This window comes from Streptomyces sp. BI87, assembly GCF_025957665.1.
Classification (GTDB): Bacteria; Actinomycetota; Actinomycetes; order Streptomycetales; family Streptomycetaceae; genus Streptomyces; species Streptomyces albidoflavus.
Genome location: NZ_CP110079.1, coordinates 5,527,551 through 5,544,526, shown reverse-complemented (window position 1 = coordinate 5,544,526; position 16,976 = coordinate 5,527,551). Strand labels below are relative to the sequence as shown.

Annotated in this window: 12 protein-coding genes and 1 riboswitch; of the genes, 5 read left to right on the top strand and 7 right to left on the bottom strand. The window is 74.9% G+C overall.

Translation table 11 applies throughout. The annotated features are described in order from the left end of the window. Nucleotides 1-65: 65 nt before the first annotated feature. The 4 genes from OIM89_RS24680 to OIM89_RS24665 form a co-directional block, all read right to left on the bottom strand. Nucleotides 66-3,737 carry a WD40 repeat domain-containing serine/threonine protein kinase gene (locus OIM89_RS24680; RefSeq protein WP_051727045.1) on the bottom strand — a complete coding sequence of 1,224 codons (3,672 nt, stop codon included), beginning with the start codon at nt 3,735-3,737 and terminating at the stop codon, nt 66-68. A 65-nt stretch (nt 3,738-3,802) separates the two neighbouring features. Further along, the gene (locus OIM89_RS24675; protein ID WP_023420037.1) at nt 3,803-4,603 is read right to left on the bottom strand and encodes an enoyl-CoA hydratase/isomerase family protein; all 801 of its coding nucleotides are present in this window, start codon (nt 4,601-4,603) and stop codon (nt 3,803-3,805) included. Nucleotides 4,604-4,739: 136 nt separating this feature from the next. Next, entirely contained in the window at nt 4,740-4,961 is a 222-nt protein-coding gene (locus OIM89_RS24670; RefSeq protein ID WP_003947402.1) for a helix-turn-helix domain-containing protein, read from the bottom strand. A 456-nt stretch (nt 4,962-5,417) separates the two neighbouring features. Then, nucleotides 5,418-7,016, bottom strand: a complete 1,599-nt coding sequence (locus OIM89_RS24665) for an ABC-F family ATP-binding cassette domain-containing protein (protein WP_003947403.1) — start codon at nt 7,014-7,016, stop codon at nt 5,418-5,420. A gap of 255 nt (nt 7,017-7,271) precedes the next feature. On the opposite strand from OIM89_RS24665, the gene OIM89_RS24660 reads away from it, so the two are divergent. After that, a complete protein-coding gene (locus OIM89_RS24660) occupies nt 7,272-7,688 on the top strand; it encodes a VOC family protein (protein WP_030695035.1) in 417 nt (138 codons plus the stop codon). A 43-nt stretch (nt 7,689-7,731) separates the two neighbouring features. Here OIM89_RS24660 and OIM89_RS24655 read toward each other — a convergent pair whose 3' ends face one another. The 3 genes from OIM89_RS24655 to OIM89_RS24645 all read right to left on the bottom strand — a co-directional run bounded on the left by OIM89_RS24655 (nt 7,732) and on the right by OIM89_RS24645 (nt 12,103). Then, the gene (locus tag OIM89_RS24655) at nt 7,732-9,150 is read right to left on the bottom strand and encodes a hypothetical protein (RefSeq protein WP_030695036.1); all 1,419 of its coding nucleotides are present in this window, start codon (nt 9,148-9,150) and stop codon (nt 7,732-7,734) included. Nucleotides 9,151-10,172: 1,022 nt separating this feature from the next. Beyond that, nucleotides 10,173-11,306 carry an alpha/beta hydrolase gene (locus OIM89_RS24650; RefSeq protein ID WP_047468983.1) on the bottom strand — a complete coding sequence of 378 codons (1,134 nt, stop codon included), beginning with the start codon at nt 11,304-11,306 and terminating at the stop codon, nt 10,173-10,175. A 74-nt stretch (nt 11,307-11,380) separates the two neighbouring features. Beyond that, complete coding sequence (locus tag OIM89_RS24645; protein ID WP_047468986.1) at nt 11,381-12,103, bottom strand: class II aldolase/adducin family protein; 723 nt, start codon at nt 12,101-12,103, stop codon at nt 11,381-11,383. A gap of 311 nt (nt 12,104-12,414) precedes the next feature. On the opposite strand from OIM89_RS24645, the gene OIM89_RS24640 reads away from it, so the two are divergent. The 4 genes from OIM89_RS24640 to OIM89_RS24625 all read left to right on the top strand — a co-directional run bounded on the left by OIM89_RS24640 (nt 12,415) and on the right by OIM89_RS24625 (nt 16,933). Continuing rightward, entirely contained in the window at nt 12,415-13,695 is a 1,281-nt protein-coding gene (locus OIM89_RS24640; protein ID WP_030695039.1) for an inorganic phosphate transporter, read from the top strand. Nucleotides 13,696-13,726: 31 nt separating this feature from the next. Further along, nucleotides 13,727-13,948: a hypothetical protein gene (locus OIM89_RS24635; RefSeq protein WP_030695040.1), complete on the top strand. Its 222-nt coding sequence runs from the start codon at nt 13,727-13,729 to the stop codon at nt 13,946-13,948. Between the two features lie 176 nt (nt 13,949-14,124). After that, nucleotides 14,125-14,256: riboswitch (cobalamin riboswitch) on the top strand. A gap of 125 nt (nt 14,257-14,381) precedes the next feature. Then, complete coding sequence (locus tag OIM89_RS24630) at nt 14,382-15,368, top strand: cobalamin biosynthesis protein (protein WP_151169859.1); 987 nt, start codon at nt 14,382-14,384, stop codon at nt 15,366-15,368. Then, the gene (locus tag OIM89_RS24625; protein ID WP_151169857.1) at nt 15,365-16,933 is read left to right on the top strand and encodes a cobyric acid synthase; all 1,569 of its coding nucleotides are present in this window, start codon (nt 15,365-15,367) and stop codon (nt 16,931-16,933) included. Before OIM89_RS24630 ends, OIM89_RS24625 begins: the two co-directional genes overlap by 4 nt. The last annotated feature ends 43 nt before the right edge of the window (nt 16,934-16,976 follow it).

The window sequence follows — 16,976 nt, the reverse complement described above, 5'->3', positions numbered from 1 at the left end:
GCAGATCGACGGTCCTGGACCGAGGGGGGGCGCTGGGGTACTCTCCCCCGCCTCCTCCTGCCCCCTCAGCACAGCTCCCGGTAAGGCTCGTCCGGGATGTACGTGCGCCACTCCTCCTCGGTGAGGCCGCGACCGGCGCGTCGGCAGACGGTTTTCGCTAGTTCGGCCGGGGTGAGGTCGATGGTGCGTACCTGGTCGCCCGTGAGGGTGCGGAGGGACTGGCCGTGGAAGGCGACCGCGTCGGCGGGGCGGCCGCCGAGGACCAGGGGCGGGCCGAGGGGGAGGCGCGCGGTGGTGTCCCAGAGCTGGACGGCGTCGCCGTCGAGCTGGTGGGGGTCGGCGTCGAGGAGGACGGCGAGGCGGGTGCCGTCGCCGGAGAAGGACATGGCCCGGGCGTAGCCGCCGTGCCGGTCGCCGCCGCGTACCAGGCCGCTCGGCATCGTCGCCCGGCGTTCGCGCAGCGCGCCGTCCCAGAGTTCGACCAGGCCGGACTCCTTCAGGACGGCCACCTGTTCGCCGTCCGGGGAGAAGACCAGGTCGGTGTTGCGGCCCCCGCCGAGGAGGTCCTTCCGGACCGATCCTGAGGCGAGGTCCAGGGCGTACCCGGTGGTGGTGAGCAGGGTGCGGCCGTCGGGGCTGAAGGCGCCGTGGCCGTAGTCGGCGGGGAGTTCGCGGAGTTTGCGGCCCTCGCGCAGGTCCCAGACCTGGACGGCGGTGCCGTCGGCTGCCCGGACGCCGCCGGCCGGGGCGAAGGTGGCCGCGAGGTGGCGGCCGTCCGGTGCGACGGCGAGGTGCTCGACCTGCTCCTCCTGGGTCACCGGGATGCGGAGCAGTTCCTTGCCCGCCGCCATGTCGCGCACGGCGATCGCCCGCCGCAACTCCTGGTCCCCGCCGCCCTCCCCGTCCGCGTAGGCGAGCACCTTGCCACCGTCGCTGAGGGCGGCGAGGTGTTCGAAGACCGGGCCTTCGGCGGTGCCCTGGGGGACGGGGTCGCCGATCGCCTTGCCGTCGGCGAGGCCGACCAGCCTGAGGGTCGGGTTCTCCTCGCCCTCGCGGACCAGGCCGGTGCGCCCGTCCGGGGAGAGCGCCGCCCCGTACTTCTCGGCGGCGGCGCCCCCGTCGGCCGGGCGGGACGGCGAGGCGGCGTGCTCGGCCATGTCCGCCACGTCGGTCTCGTACAGCCGCTCGGAGCCGTAGGGGATGTGGCGCAGCACCTCGGTGCGTTCGTCGAGGGCGAGGTCGACCGAGGTGGCGTCGGTGTCGGCGGTGGTGATGCCGGCCAGCGGCTGGGGGGCGTTCCGGTCGGCCGGCCAGATCTCCACCGTCCCGTCGTCCGGGGACCAGCCCACCAGGAAGCGCCCGCCGGAGCTGAACCGGGGTTCGGTCCCGTGGGTCTCCAGGCTCGCGGTGCGCTCTCCCGAGGCCAGGTCCCAGACGTGGGTCTGCGTCTCGCCGCCGGCGGCGAAGCGGCTGCCGTCCGGGCTGAACTCCATCCTCGGGCAGGTGCTCTTCCCGTCGGAGTCCTCGAAGCTCTGGGTGAGGACGGCGCGGGCGTTCTTCCCGGCCGGCCGCACCACCAGGCGCCCCCAGTCGCAGAGAGCGGTGTGTCGGCCGTCGGGCGCGAGGACGGTGCCGGAGGGTTCGGTCACGACGTGGCGGCCCGAGCGGTCGAGCAGCCGGACGCCCCGGTCGCCGGTGTCGAGCAGCATGTGGCCCTCGTCGGAGACCCCGGCCGGCGTCAGCTTCCGGTCGGCGGGTTTCCCGGTGAACTTCCCGTCCTCGGTCCGCAGCAGGCGCGGCCGGCCGTCCTTCTGGCGGACCAGCAGGTACTTCCCGCCCGCGCTGAGGCGGATCTCCCCGGTGTCGCTCAGGTCGAGCTCGTCGGGGGTCAGCTCCACCAGCGGGCGCCCGGCCCGTTCGGGCCCCTTGCCCGTCTCCCACACCTGCACGCCCAGCGGCGAGTACGTGACGAGCCGCCGCCCGTCGGCCGACAGCAGCCGGCCCGCCTCGTCGCCGGTGTCCAGCGGGCGCAACGGCAGTACCCCGCGCTCCAGCTGGAGGGCCGCCGTGTTGAGCGCGCCACGGGACTCGGGGACCTCGGCGATGCGCCAAGAGGCAAGGCCCAGCAGCATGGCGGCCGTCGGGTCGGTGCTGCGCAGGCTCTCCGCGGACTGGGCGACCGCGCGGGCGGTGGCCTGGGTGCGGCGCAGCTCCGCCTGCTGGTTCTGGGTCCAGGCGACGCCGCCGGCCAGCAGGGCGAGCACGCTCACGCCGGCCAGTCCCGACAGGAGGCGGCGCCGGCGGCGCGCGGTCCGGCTCTCCTCGGTGCGCGCGGCGGCGAGGAAGCGCCGCTCCAGCGGGTTGGGCCGCAGCGCGTAGGGGGCGGCGGTGAGCCGGTCGAGGCCCTCGCGCAGCTCGGTGCCGCGCGGCAGGTCGTCGCTGCGGCCGCCGTGCGCCTCCCAGCGGCGGGCGGCGGCGCCCACTCGGTGCAGCGTGCGGAGCGTGTCCCGGTCGGCGTCGGCCCAGCCGCGCAGCCGCCGCCAGGCGGGAAGCAGGGCCGCGCTGACCGGCCGCAGCGAGCCGTCCTCCTCGGTGACCAGCACCCCGGCCCGGGTGAGGGCGGCGGCGGCCTCGGTGAGCGCGGCGCGCTCCGGCTCGGGGCGCTCGCCGAAGAGTTCGGCGGGGCCGGCGGTGCGGACCGTGTCCTGCGAGCCGTCGGGCGCGGAGCCGGGGACGGTGAGCCGCAGCAGCAGTTCCTCGGCGGCGGCGCGGGCGAGGGGCGGCAGGGCGGACCAGGCGGCCTCGGCCCGCTCCCCGAGGGGCGCCTCGACGCGGGTCGGTTCGTGCGGCTCACCGGAATCGCGTACCTCGTCCACCGGGCCGGAAGCCGCCTTGCGGGCGCCCGCCTCCAGCAGGGCCAGCCGCGGGTCGGCCGCCTCCACGGGGGCGCCGACCAGGCCGAGCAGCAGGTCGGCGGCGGTGGGCCGCAGCTCGGGCTCCTTGGCGAGGGCCGCGGCGATCAGCGGACGGACCCGGGCGGGCAGCGCGCCGAGGTCCGGGTCGACGGTGGCGGTGCGGTGGACGACCTCACCGATGTTCTCGCCGCGGAACGGCTCGGTGCCGGAGGCGGCGTACACCACCACGGCGGCCCAGGCGAAGATGTCGGAGGCGGCGGTGGCGCGGGCTCCCGCCAGCACCTCGGGCGCCATGTAGCCGAGGGTGCCCATGACGGCCCCGGTCGCGGTCAGCGACATCTCGGGGGCGCGGGCGATGCCGAAGTCGATGATGCGCGGCCCGTCGGGGCCGAGCAGGACGTTGCCCGGCTTCAGGTCGCGGTGGACCACTCCGGCCTGGTGGATGGCGGCGAGCGCGGTCGCCACGCCGACGGCGAGCCGGAGCGCGCCCTCGGGCCCGAGCGGCCCCTCGTCGCGCACCCGGGCCGACAGGGCCGGCCCGGGCACGTACTCGCTGACCAGGTACGGGACGTCGCCGTCGACACCGGTGCGGACGATCCGGGCGGTGCAGAAGGCGGCCACGCGGCGGGCCGCCTCGCCCTCCTTCGCGAACCGGTCCCGGGCGAAGGGGTCCGCCCCGGCGTGCAGCGTCTTGAGCGCGTACCGCGCCCCGGAGGCGTCGTACGCCTCGTAGACCACGCCCTGGCCGCCCGCGCCGAGTCTGGCGGCGAGCCAGTACTCCCCGACACGCTCCGGATCGTCCCGCGTCAGCGGTGCACTCACGACTTCCCGCCCCCTGTTGAGCTTCCCCGACACTCGTTCGAGGGAGCCTAAGGGATGGCGGACCGTCAGTCGCCCTGGCCCACCAGGTCGCGCAGGCGGCGGCCCTGGGCGGCGCGCTCGGCGGCGCGCTGCTCGTCGAGGCCGCGGCCGACGGCGCCCTGGAGCAGGGCCTTGGTCTCCACGACGGCGTCCCGGGGAGCGGCGAGCAGCGCGGCGGCCAGGTCGGCGACGGCCGCGTCGAGCTGCTCGGCGGGGACGACGAGGTTGGCGAGGCCGGTGCGCTCGGCCTCCTCTGCGTGGACGAACCGGCCGGTGGCGCAGATCTCCAGGGCACGGGCGTAGCCGACGAGGTGGACCAGCGGCTGGGTGCCGGTCAGGTCGGGCACCAGGCCGAGGCTGGTCTCGCGCATGGCGAACTGCACGTCCTCGGCGACCACCCGCAGGTCGCAGGCGAGCGCCAGCTGGAACCCGGCGCCGATCGCGTGGCCCTGCACGGCGGCGATGGTGATCAGGTCGCTCCGCCGCCACCAGGTGAACGCCTCCTGGTACGAGGCGATGACGGCGTCCATCTCCTCGGCCGGGCCCTTGCCCATGTCGACGAAGGAGGGCTCGCCCTCGAACCCTTCCGGCGTGAACGCCTGCCGGTCCAGCCCCGCGGAGAAGGACTTGCCCTCGCCCCGGAGCACGGCGATCCGCACGGAGCCGGGCAGCAGGCGGCCTGCCTCGGCGAGGCTGCGCCACAGGGCCGGGCTCTGCGCGTTGCGCTTCGCCGGGTTGGTCAGCGTCACCGTGGCGGTCGCCCCGTCCACGGTGAGGCGGACGCCGTCCTGGTCGAGCAGCGGGGTTGCGGGATCGGTCGCGGCCATGGCCTGCCTCCGTGCGGTCGGTGGGGGCGCGCGGACGCGCCCGTAAGTGACTGCACAGTAACCACCCGGCCGACCGGAGGACCGACCGGGTGGTACGCGAGCAGGTGATGATGTCCGCGGTGATCGCGAGGCGGGGTCAGTCCGACGAGGGCTTCTTGCCTCTGGTCGCGCCGCCGCGTCCGCGCAGTGTGACACCGGATTCGCTGAGCATCCGGTGGACGAACCCGTAGGAACGTCCGGTTTCCTCCGCCAGCGCACGAATGCTCGCGCCGTCGTCGTACTTCCTCTTCAGGTCGGCGGCGAGCTTGTCGCGCGCCGCGCCGGTCACCCGGCTGCCCTTCTTCAGAGTCTCGGCCACCCGTGCCTCCTCATGCGAAGTGCGCTCTTGTCTCTCATGATCACCCCTCCCGGCCTTCCTGGCCACCCATTCGGCAAGGTCGGCGGGAGCGGGTTTTGCCAGGGAAATGGGCCATGGCCAGTGGAATCAAGCATTCCGCACGGTTCCGCGCCCTGCCGCCGAACGAGTGTCGCGGGGAACCGGCTGGTCAGCGTGGCGGAGCGGCACAGGCCAAGCGGCACAAGGGCTGTGTGCAGGAAGAGGCGTCCTGGGCGCCGCCTGTCGACGGCGGCGGGGCGCGGGGGTGAGAGCCGCTCACGCAGATGACGGATCAGGACTGGGCCGAATGATCCATCCGAGGACGATCTCCGCGCTCCGTTCCCACCCACGGGGGAACGCGCCGGCCGACGCGCCCGGCGCACACGCCGGAGCCGCCCGCCCCGGACAGGGCGGACGGCTCCGAGAGGGTGCGTGTGGTCAGGCCAGGGTGACCAGGTCGAGGTAGTCCGCGCCCCAGAGGTCCTCGACCCCGTCGGGGAGCAGGATGATCCGCTCGGGCTGGAGCGCGTCGACGGCGCCCTCGTCGTGGGTGACGAGGACGACGGCGCCCTTGTACGTCTTGAGCGCGCCGAGGATCTCCTCGCGGCTGGCCGGGTCGAGGTTGTTGGTGGGCTCGTCCAGGAGCAGCACGTTGGCCGAGGAGACGACCAGGGTGGCGAGCGCCAGCCGGGTCTTCTCGCCGCCGGAGAGGACTCCGGCCGGCTTGTCGACGTCGTCGCCGGAGAAGAGGAACGAGCCGAGCGTCTTGCGGACCTCGACCAGGTCCAGGTCGGGCGCGGCCGAGCGCATGTTCTCCAGGACGGTGCGGTCGGGGTCGAGCGTCTCGTGCTCCTGGGCGTAATAGCCGAGCTTGAGGCCGTGGCCCTCGACGACGCTGCCGGTGTCGGGCTTCTCGGTGCCGGCGAGCAGCCGCAGCAGGGTGGTCTTGCCGGCGCCGTTGAGGCCGAGGATGACGACCCGGGAGCCCTTGTCGATGGCGAGGCTGACGTCGGTGAAGATCTCCAGCGAACCGTACGACTTGGAGAGGCCCTCGGCGGTGAGCGGGGTCTTGCCGCAGGGGGCGGGCTCGGGGAAGCGCAGCTTGGCGACCTTGTCGCTGACCCGTTCGGCCTCCAGGCCGGAGAGCAGGCGCTCGGCGCGGCGGGCCATGTTCTGCGCGGCGACCGTCTTGGTGGCCTTGGCGCGCATCTTGTCGGCCTGGGCGTTGAGGGTCGCGGCCTTCTTCTCGGCGTTCTGGCGCTCGCGGCGGCGGCGCTTCTCGTCGGCCTCGCGCTGCTGCTGGTAGAGCTTCCAGCCCATGTTGTAGATGTCGATCTGGGCGCGGTTGGCGTCCAGGTAGAAGACCTTGTTGACGACGGTCTCGACCAGGTCGACGTCGTGGGAGATCACGATGAAGCCGCCGCGGTAGGTCTTCAGGTAGTCGCGCAGCCAGGCGATGGAGTCCGCGTCGAGGTGGTTGGTGGGCTCGTCCAGGAGCAGCACGTCGGCGTCGGAGAAGAGAATGCGGGCCAGTTCGATCCGGCGCCGCTGACCGCCCGAGAGGGTGTGCAGGGGCTGCCCGAGCACCCGGTCCGGGAGGTTGAGCGCGGCGGCGATGGTGGCGGCCTCGGCCTCGGCGGCGTACCCGCCCTTGGTGAGGAACTCCGTCTCCAGCCGCTCGTACTTGCGCATCGCCTTCTCGCGGGTGGCGCCCTGGCCGGTGGCCATCCGCTGCTCGTTCTCCCGCATCTTCTTGATCAGGGTGTCGAGGCCGCGGGCGGAGAGGATGCGGTCGCGGGCGAGGACGTCGAGGTCGCCGGTGCGGGGGTCCTGCGGGAGGTAGCCGACCTCGCCGGAGGAGGTGATGGTGCCGGCGGCGGGCTGGCCCTGGCCAGCGAGGCACTTGGTGAGGGTGGTCTTCCCCGCGCCGTTGCGGCCGACGAGGCCGATGCGGTCGCCCTTGGCGATACGGAAGGTGGCGGACTCGATGAGGACGCGGGCGCCGGCGCGCAGCTCGACACCGGAGGCGGTGATCACGGACAGACTCCTGGGCAGGAATGGAACGGACGGCGGACTGAAGAGAACGGTCGACGCCGTCTAATGCGTGAGGAGAATGGCCATACGGCGATTCTACCGGCGGCGGTCAACCGCTTTTCGCCCCACGGACGGCGCACTCCCCGGGGGCGCGGGGGCAGGAACCGGCAGATACTCGGCACCGGGGCCGACCGGCGCCCCTCCCACCGGTGAGCGGAATCACCCGCACCGGCCCCGGATACCCGAGGAGCGCATGCCATGGCCGCCACGGCGAGCGGACCCCCCACCGTCTTCCCGACGATCCTCTACGCGGACGCCCGGGCGGCCGTGCGGACCCTGACCGAGGCGTTCGGCTTCGCCCCGGCCGCGGTCTACGAGACAGACGACGGGCAGATCGCCCACGCCGAGCTGTCGCTGGGCAACGGCGCGGTGATGATCGGCCCCAAGGGCACCGGCAGCGCCTACGACCGGGCGATGGCGGACGGCGGACCGGTCGGCGTCTACGTCGTCGTCGCCGACGTGGACGCCCACCACGCCCGGGCCGCCGCCCACGACGGCGTCGAGATCCTCGTCCCCCCGACCGACCAGGAGTACGGCTCCCGCGACTACATGGCGCGGGACGCCGAGGGCAACATCTGGAGCTTCGGTACGTACGGTCCGCAGCTGCCCGCCTGACGCGGCGGCCGGGGCCCGGCGGCGGGCCGGGCCCCGACGCCGCTCAGGCGCCGCCGGTGTGTACCTGGAACGCCGCCCGGCGCACGGCCTTGGCGAGCGCCGGGTCCGGGTGGGCGGCGGCCAGCGCCACCAGCACCTGGACGGTGCGGGGGTGGCCGACCGCCCGCACGTCCGCGAGGAGCGCGGGCACCGTCGGCTGCACGGCCGCCTCCAGGTGCCGTACGAGCAGCGGGGCCTCGCCGTGGTCGGCGACGGCGGCGGCCGTGTCGACCCAGAGCCAGGTGGCCTCCTGGCGGCTGAGGACCAGCGGCGCGTCCTCGGGGTCGGTGCCGTCGTGCTCGGCGAGCCAGAGCAGGGCGTAGGGGCGCAGCAGGGCGTCCTCGGCGGCGGCGCGCACCTCGGCCTCGGCGGGGGCGCCCACGACGCGGAGCGCCTCGAAGGCGAGGCTGCGCACCATGGCGTCCTCGCCCCGGGCCGCCTCCAGCAGCTCGGCCACGGCGCTGCCGACCGGGCGGGCGGCGAGCCAGGCGCGGTACTCGGAGCGGGCCGACTGCGGGCGCAGCCGGGCGCAGCCGCGCAGCATCTCCTCGGCGGGCTGCTCGATGTTGCCCGCCGGGCTCTGGGCGGCCACGCAGATCTGCTCCAGCCGCACCCACACCGACCAGCTGCCGAGCGGGGTCAGCGTGGCGTGGCCGTCGGCGTAGGTGAGGGCGCCGACGGCGGCGAGGCCGTGCAGGGCCCAGTCGAGCAGGGTGGCCAGCGGGACGTCCTCGGCCGGTTCGGCCGGTTCGGCCGCCGGTTCGGTCCGGGGGCCGTACGGGATCTCGCAGCGCTGGGTGCGCAGTTCCTCCACGCGCTGTTCGAGGAGGTCCAGGAGCTGCGTGACCGGGACGGGGCCGTCCGAGAGCTGGAGCAGGGTCAGCAGCTGCGGGACGGCCTCGATCACCTCGGCGCCCGCGGCGGGGGTCAGCTCGTCGGGGCCGGGGTGGACCAGCGACCAGGCGTCGAAGAGCGCCACCCAGCCGCGCAGCACGGCGGAGTCGTCCCGGTCCCAGGCGCGCAGGCGCCAGCCGGGGCGGGCCACGCCGCCGTGCACCTCGACCAGACCGGCGAGGCGGGCGGTGTCCCAGTCGGCGCGGACTTTGGCCGGGGTCAGCCCCAGCTCACCCGCGGCGCGGGCGGCGGTCGCCTCGGAGAGCGTGCCCTCCCCGTCGGCGGGTGCGGCCGGCTGGGCGGCGGGGCCGCCGCGTGGCAGGGCCGCCTCGGCCCAGCGGGCGACCCGGACGGCGTCGGCCAGGCCCTCCCTCGCCATGGCGGCGAGCCGGGCCCGGGGCGGGGTGCCCTCGGGCGGGCGGGGGGCGGGCCTGCGGGCCCGGCGTTCGGCGACCGCGGCCGGGGCGGCGGCGAGGGGTCGTGGGCGGACGATTCTGAGCCTGGAGTCGCGCGGGATACGGGACGTCACGGGGGCAGTCTTCCGGGTGAAACCCGGAAATCCCAAACGGAAGCGGGGGCGGGGCTGCTATGGGCGGCTCGGAGCGAAATGTTCCAGCCGCTTTGTCCCCTCCCGGGTGGGGGTTGGGGTGGGGCTCTGCCCGGGCTGGGCCCGTTTCTCGGGTGCGGGGGGTTTGCGCCGCCGTCGCTGGTGGCCTCGCGCCGGCCGGGCTGGGGTTCGTCGTGGCTGGGCTTCGCCTGCCCGCCTTCCTGTGGTGGCCCTGCGGGTCACTGATGGCCTCGAGCGCCGGCCGGGCTGATGTTGGGTGGGTTGTGGCTGCGCCTGGCTTCCCCGCCTGCCGGTCGTGACCGTGCCGGTCACTGACTGGCCTCAAGCGCCGGCCGGGCTGTGAGGGGCGCGGTTCCTCCGGTGCGTGGGTGGGGCGGTGCCGCGCCGGGGTACCTCCTCACAAACTGCATGGTGCGGGGTCAATTGGAGCATGGCTGCCTAGCGTGCAGTTTGCTGCGGGGGCACCCCGACACGACCCCACCCCACGGTCTCGTACGCGGCCAACCGCCGGGGGAGGGATGGAGGCCGTCACCCATACCGGGCCTCTCCACAGCGACCACCCTCGTCGGTCCCGCTCGCCACAGAGATCAATCGGGGACGGTCTGTCTTTTCCTCTCCCACCGGCGGGACGACGCCGACGAGACGGAAGGGCGGGGACGGGTCGGGGTGCCCCCGCAGCAAACTGCACACACGGCCGCCTTGAAGCGACTGACCCCGCACCCTGCAGTTTGTGAGGAGGTACCCCGGCCCGGCCCCGCCCGCCCCACACGGCGAACGAACCGCGAACCCCTACAGCCCGGCCGGCGATTGAGGCCAATCGGTGACCCGCAGGGGCACGGCCGGAAGGTCGAGGGCGGAGCGCAGCCCACAAAAGACAGCCCGGCCGGCGCCTGAGGCCAGTCGGCGACCGGCACGGGCAGCAAGCGCCCCCAGCCGCGGCGCGGCCACAGCCCAGACGCGGCGCGGCCACGTCCGGCGCGGTGTCAGAGGAGGGGGGTCAGGAAGCGGCGTAGGGACTCGTCGTAGGTGGACGGGGAGGCGTTCCACATGGCGGCGTGGGGGGCGTCGGGGACCGTGTGGAGGGTGATGAGGTCGGGGCGGCTGCGGGCGAGGGCCAGGGAGTAGTCGTAGGAGGCGATCTCGTCGTCGGGGCCGTGGAGGAGGAGCGTGGGGACGCGGATGCCCTCGGGGCCGCCGATGTGCGGGAGGCGGTCGTCGGTGAGGCCGGTGCGGCCTTCGGCGGCACGGACGGCGAGGGGGAGGAAGGCGTTCGGGACGTGCTTGGCGGCGGCCAGGGCGCGGACCGTCTGGGCGCGGCCGAGGACCGGGGAGTCGAGGACCAGGCCCCCGATGTGGCCGCGCAGCGAGGAGCGGGCGGCGGTGAACAGGGCCATGGTGGCGCCGGTGGACCAGCCGTAGAGGATGACGCGGGCGGCGCCGTTGGCGACGGCGAAGCGCAGGGCCGCGTCGACGTCGCGCCACTCGGTGTCGCCGAGGTGGTTGAGGCCGTCCGGGGAGCGCGGGGCGCCCAGGTCGCCGCGATAGGCGAGGGAGAGGACCGGCAGGCCCAGGCGGTGCAGCTGGTCCATGACGACCATGGGGTGCTCGATGGTGCCGGCCAGGCCGTGGACGGCCAGGACCCAGGTGCGGCGGTCGCCGGGGACCACCCAGCCGGGCAGGACTCCCAGTTCGCCGGGGATCTCGACCTCGGCGTAGGAGAGGCCGAGGGCGGTGGCGGGGTCCCCGCCGTAGAGCTGGGGGGTGAGCCAGGCCCGGTCGCCGGTGTCGGGGGTGCCGTGGAAGACGCGTTCCAGGCGGCGGACGACGGTGTCGGCGGCGACCTCGCCGTCGGTCCGGTCGAGCACCGGCCCGACGGCGGCGTGGAAGTCGCGGCCCGTGAGGCCGTAGCGGCCCGGGCGCAGGGAGGCCAGGTCGCGGGTGAGGGTGATCCGTCCGGCCTCGGCGCGGTGGACCGTCAGCTTGGGCTCGGTGGGCAGCCGGTGGCCCGCCGGGAGCCGCAGGGCGGCGTCACTGGCGTACCGGCCGGCCGCTACGGCGGCGGCCCCGGCTCCGACTGCGGCGGTGACGGCCAGTGCCGTCGTTCGGGCGATACGCACCGCTCCAGTCTGCGGCCACCGGGGGGCGCGGGGCCAGTGGGCGGGGCCCGGCGGGTGACGGGCCGGGCCGTAGGTCACCCGCCCGGCTGGCCGTAGCCGCGCAGCTGCTCGGCGGCGGCCGCGAGCTGGCCGGCGTCCAGGAGGGAGGGAGTGTGGCCGGGGACGGAGCGGGCGAGCAGCCAGACACGGCACATCCACTCCAGCTGGGCGGTGCGGTCCAGGGCCTCGGTGAGGGTGTCGCCGGTGGTGACGGTGCCGTGGTTGCGCAGCAGGCAGGCGGTGCGGTCCCGGAGGGCTTCGAGGAGGTGATCGGCGAGTTCCTGGCTGCCGTACAGGGCGTAGGGGGCGGTGCGGACGGGGCCGCCGAGCGCGGCCGCCATGTAGTGGACCGGCGGCAGGGTGTCGACGAGCGTGGAGACGGCGGTGGCGTGGGGGGCGTGGGTGTGGACGACGGCGCGGGCGGTGCCGGTGCGGTACACGGCGAGGTGGAGGGGGAGTTCGGTGGTGGGTTTCAGGGTGCCAAGCACCTGGCGGCCGTCGAGGGTGACGGCGACGGTGTCCTCGGGGCCGAGCCGGTCGTAGGGGACGCCGGTGGGGGTGATGAGGACGAGGTCCTCCGTGGCGACGGCCGGGCGGTCGGGGGTGACGCGGACCGAGACGTTGCCGGAGGTGCCGACCACCAGTCCGTCGCGGACGGTGGCCCGGGCCGTTTCCACGAGGTCGCGCCAGGCGTGGGCGACGGCCTGGTCCTCCAGGAGCTGCCAGGGGCGGCCGGGGTGCGCGCGGTTCTTCTCCATGGCCGCGCATCCTGCCACCGGCCGGGCGTGTGCCGGGGCACGCGCCCCATTCCGTTTCGGCGCCCCGTCCCCCTGTCTCCGGTGCGAGCTGCCTCACATCGGGCGGCTGCGGGAACCACGCCGGGGGCCCGTGTCCCGGGGCGGTAGGGGTACCCCGGCCCGCTCTCCCAAGGGGTCGGGGCGGGGCTGGGGGTGAGGCGGCCGAGGGGGCTCCGTTTCGGGTCACCACGTTGCCTGCCCCAGTTCATCTTCCGTTCACTCAGCGCCCCTACGTTCAACGAGCCAACGACGTCCCACAGAAGTCCGGGTAAATGGAACACATCACGCTTCTCCTCGGGATCGTGATCGTGACCGCTCTCGTGTTCGACTTCACGAACGGTTTCCACGACACAGCCAACGCGATGGCCACCACCATCTCGACCGGCGCGATGAGGCCCAAGGCCGCGGTGGCGATGTCCGCCGTGCTCAACCTCGTCGGCGCGTTCCTCTCCGTGGAGGTCGCCAAGACGATCTCCGGCGGACTCATCAACGAGGACGGCCTGAAGACAGAAGTCATCTTCGCCGCCCTCGTAGGCGCCATTCTGTGGAATCTTCTGACCTGGCTCGTCGGCCTGCCGTCGAGCTCCTCGCACGCGCTCTTCGGCGGCCTCATCGGCGCCGCGGTGATGTCGGCGGGCTGGTCCTCCGTCAACGGCGGCACCGTCGTCACCAAGGTGCTGCTGCCCGCGATCGCCGCGCCGCTCGTCGCCGGCCTCGCCGCGATGCTCGCCACCCGGCTGACCTTCCGGATCAACCGGAACGTGGACGAGAAGTCCACCGCCAAGGGCTACCGCGCCGGGCAGATCGCCTCGGCCGGCCTGGTCTCGCTGGCGCACGGCACCAACGACGCCCAGAAGACGATGGGTGTCATCACCCTCGCCCTGGTCACCGGCGGTGTCCTCGCCCCCGGCTCCAACCCCCCGATGTGGGTCATCGTCTCCGCCGGTGTCGCCATCGCGCTCGGTACGTACCTGGGCGGCTGGCGCATCATCCGGACCATGGGCAAGGGCCTCACCGATCTCACGCCGCCGCAGGGCTTCGCCGCCCAGACCAGCGCCGCGACGGTCATCCTGGCCTCCTCCCACCTGGGCTTCTCCCTCTCCACCACCCAGTCGTGCTCCGGCGCGGTGATGGGTGCGGGCCTCGGCCGCAAGGGCGGCGTGGTCCGCTGGTCGACCGCCACCCGGATGTTCGTCGCCTGGGGTCTGACCCTGCCGGCCGCCGCCCTGGTCGGCGCGGCCGCCGAACTCCTCACCAAGCAGGGCGACTGGGGCGTCGCCGCCACCGCGGTCCTGCTGGTCGGCGGGTCCTTCGCGATCTGGCTCCGCTCGCGCCGCTCCCCCGTCACCCACGACAACGTCAACGACGTGGACCCGGTGCGGGACGAGCCCTCGGGCGTCGTCACCCAGGCGATGGCCTCCGTGGCCCCGCCGCCCACCGGCGCGGCTGTCGCCTCCGAGGAGGCGGACGGCTCCCCGCTCGGGTCGATCCCGGCCCAGCCCGGCCACTCCTCCGCCACGACCGAACCGGCCGCCCGGCCGGCCAAGGTCTGACCCGGCCTCGCGTACGTAAGGACACCTCACCATGAACATCGACTGGGCAGCTCTCGGCTCCGTCTTCGGCGTGAGCCTCGTGGTCACCGTCGCGCTCGTCGGCTTCTTCACCCTGGGCATCGTGGGCCTCTCCAAGGCCGCGAGCGGGGCCCAGGGCGGCGGGTCGGGTGTCGCGGCGAAGGCCGGCGGCTACCTCTGCTTCGCGCTCTGCGCGGCGGCGGTCGCCTACGGGATCTACATCATCGTGGCCTAGGGCCACCACCCGCCGGGAAGGGCGGGCCGGACGTACGCCGTCCGGCCCGCCCTTCGGCGTATCCGCGCACCGGCCCCGGCTGTGGGGCTCCACACACTCTTCGTCGCAGGTCAACGGTGAGTTGACTGGTGTTCCGGGAGCGTGGTGGACTGCCCGGGCCGAAACACGGAGGCAGCAGAGGAAGCCGGTGAGAATCCGGCGCGGTCCCGCCACTGTCACCGGGGAGCGGCATCTCCGCCCAGCGCCACGGCCCCCGATCTGGGGCTGGAAGGCCAGGGGATGCCGCCGATCCGGAAGCCAGGAGACTCTCGCCCCCGGTCACGTCGAACCAGGGCGCGGACCCTGAGTGAGGACACACCGCCATGCGTGGCTGCCCGTCGCCGCCCCCTGACCTGCTCCCCCGGTACGCCGAGCGCCGAACGGGCTGAGCCCCGTGGACCGTGCCGACCGCGTCTTCGCGTACGGCGCCACCGCCGGACTGCTGGCCGACGCCCTCTTCGCCGACCCCCGCCGGGGCCACCCCGTGGCCCTCTTCGGCCGGGCCGCATCGGCCGTCGAGCGGCGCCTGTTCCACGACCACCGGGGCTGGGGCGCGCTGCACACCGCGCTCTGCGCCGGAGGCGTCACCGCCGGGGCCGCGCTGGCCGCCCGGGCCGTCCGACCTCACCCGTGCGCGGCCGTCGCGCTGACCGCCGCCACGACCTGGGCGGTGGTCGGCGGCACCTCGCTGGTGCGCGAGGCCCGGCTGATCGGCGCTGCCCTGGAGGCCGGGGACGTGGCCGAGGCCCGGCGGCTGCTGCCCCGGCTCTGCGGGCGCGACCCCGAGGCGCTGGACGCGGACGCGCTGGCCCGGGCGGTGGTCGAGTCGGTCGCCGAGAACACCTCGGACGCGGTGGTCGGTGCCCTGGTGTGGGGCGCGGTCGCTGGCGTCCCGGGACTGGCCGGCTTCCGGGCCGTCAACACGCTGGACGCGATGGTCGGCCACAAGTCGCCCCGGCTGCGCCGGTTCGGCTGGGCCTCGGCCCGCCTCGACGACGCCGTCGGGTACCCGGGGGCCCGGCTCACGGCGGCCCTCGCCGTCCTCGCCGGGCCCGACCCGCGCGGCGCCCTGCGCGCCTGGCGGTCCGACGCGCACCGCCACCCGAGCCCCAACGCGGGCCCGGTCGAGGCGGCGTTCGCCGGGGCGCTGGGCGTACGGCTCGGCGGCACCCTCACCTACGGCGGGCGGACCGAGCACCGGCCCGTGCTGGGCGGCTCGGGCCGCGCGGTGCGGCCCGGTGACATCGAGCGGGCCGCCCGGCTCTCCCGGCGAATCGGCGCGCTGGCGCTGGTCGCGGGGGCCGGCGCGCGGCTGGCCGCCGGAGCGATACGCGGGCGCGCACGGCGCGCGGCGACAGGACAGGGAGGGGCAGGGGCATGAGCGGCGGAGTGCTGATCGCGGGGACCACCTCGGACGCCGGGAAGAGCGTGCTGACGGCCGGCATCTGCCGGTGGCTGGCGCGGCGCGGGGTGAAGGTGGCGCCGTTCAAGGGGCAGAACATGTCCCTCAACTCGTTCGTGACCAGGGAGGGCGCGGAGATCGGCCGGGCCCAGGCGATGCAGGCCCAGGCGGCCCGCGTGGAGCCGACGGCGCTGATGAACCCGGTGCTGCTCAAGCCCGGCGGCGACCGCTCCAGCCAGGTGGTGCTGCTCGGCAAGCCGGTCGGGGAGCTGAGCGCCCGGGGTTTCTTCGGCTCGGTACGCCCGGACGAGCCGGCCCGGGCGGTGTCGGGGGGCCGCCGGGAGGCACTGCTGGAGCCGGTCCTCGCCTGCCTGGCCGAGTTGCGGGCCACCCACGACGTGGTGGTCTGCGAGGGCGCGGGCAGCCCCGCCGAGATCAACCTGCGCCGGACCGACATCGTCAACATGGGCGTGGCCCGGGCAGCGAAGCTGCCGGTGCTGGTGGTCGGTGACATCGACCGGGGCGGCGTCTTCGCCTCGTTCTTCGGCACCACGGCGCTGCTGGCTCCCGAGGACCAGGCGCTGGTCGCCGGGTACGTCGTCAACAAGTTCCGGGGGGACGTGGAGCTGCTGAAGCCCGGCATCGAGATGCTGCGGGGCATCACCGGCCGCCACACCTACGGCGTCCTGCCGTACGCAGACGGGCTCGGCATCGACGAGGAGGACGGGCTGCGCGTCTCGCTGCGCGGCGCGGTCCGCGAGTCGGTGGTGGCGCCGCCGGCCGGCGAGGAGGTGCTGCGGGTCGCGGTCTGCGCGGTGCCGCTGATGTCCAACTTCACCGACGTGGACGCGCTGGCCGCCGAACCGGGCGTCGTGGTGCGGTTCGTGGACCGGCCCGAGGAACTGGCCGACGCCGACCTCGTGGTGGTCCCCGGCACCCGGGGCACGGTCCGCGCGCTGGCCTGGCTGCGCGAGCGGGGTCTCGCGGACGCGCTGCTGCGCCGGGTCGCCGAGGGGCGTCCGGTGCTCGGCATCTGCGGCGGCTACCAGCTGCTCGGCGAGCGGATCGAGGACGAGGTGGAGTCCCGCGCGGGCACCGTCGAAGGGCTCGGCGTGCTGCCGGTGCGGGTGCGGTTCGCGGTGGAGAAGACGCTGGCCCGGCCGAGCGGTTCGGCGCTGGGCGAGCCCGTCGAGGGGTACGAGATCCACCACGGCGTCGCCGAGGTGCTCGGCGGCGAGCCGGTCTTCACCGACGCCGGCGGGCGCGCCCTGGACGGCTGCCGGGCCGGCGCCGTCTGGGGCACCCACTGGCACGGCTCGCTGGAGAGCGACGGCTACCGCAGGGCGTTCCTCACCGAGGTGGCCCGGGCCGCGGGCCGCCGCTTCGTCCCGGCGCCCGGCACCTCCTTCGGCCGCCTCCGCGAGGAGCAGCTCGACCGGCTCGGCGACCTGATCGAGGAGCACGCCGACACCGGCGCCCTGCTGCGCCTCATCGAGCAGGGCGCCCCGCCCGGCCTGCCGTTCCTGCCGCCGGGCGCGCCGTGAGCCGCCCGTCCGTACCTCCCGGCCCCGCGTCCCCCGTCCGCCG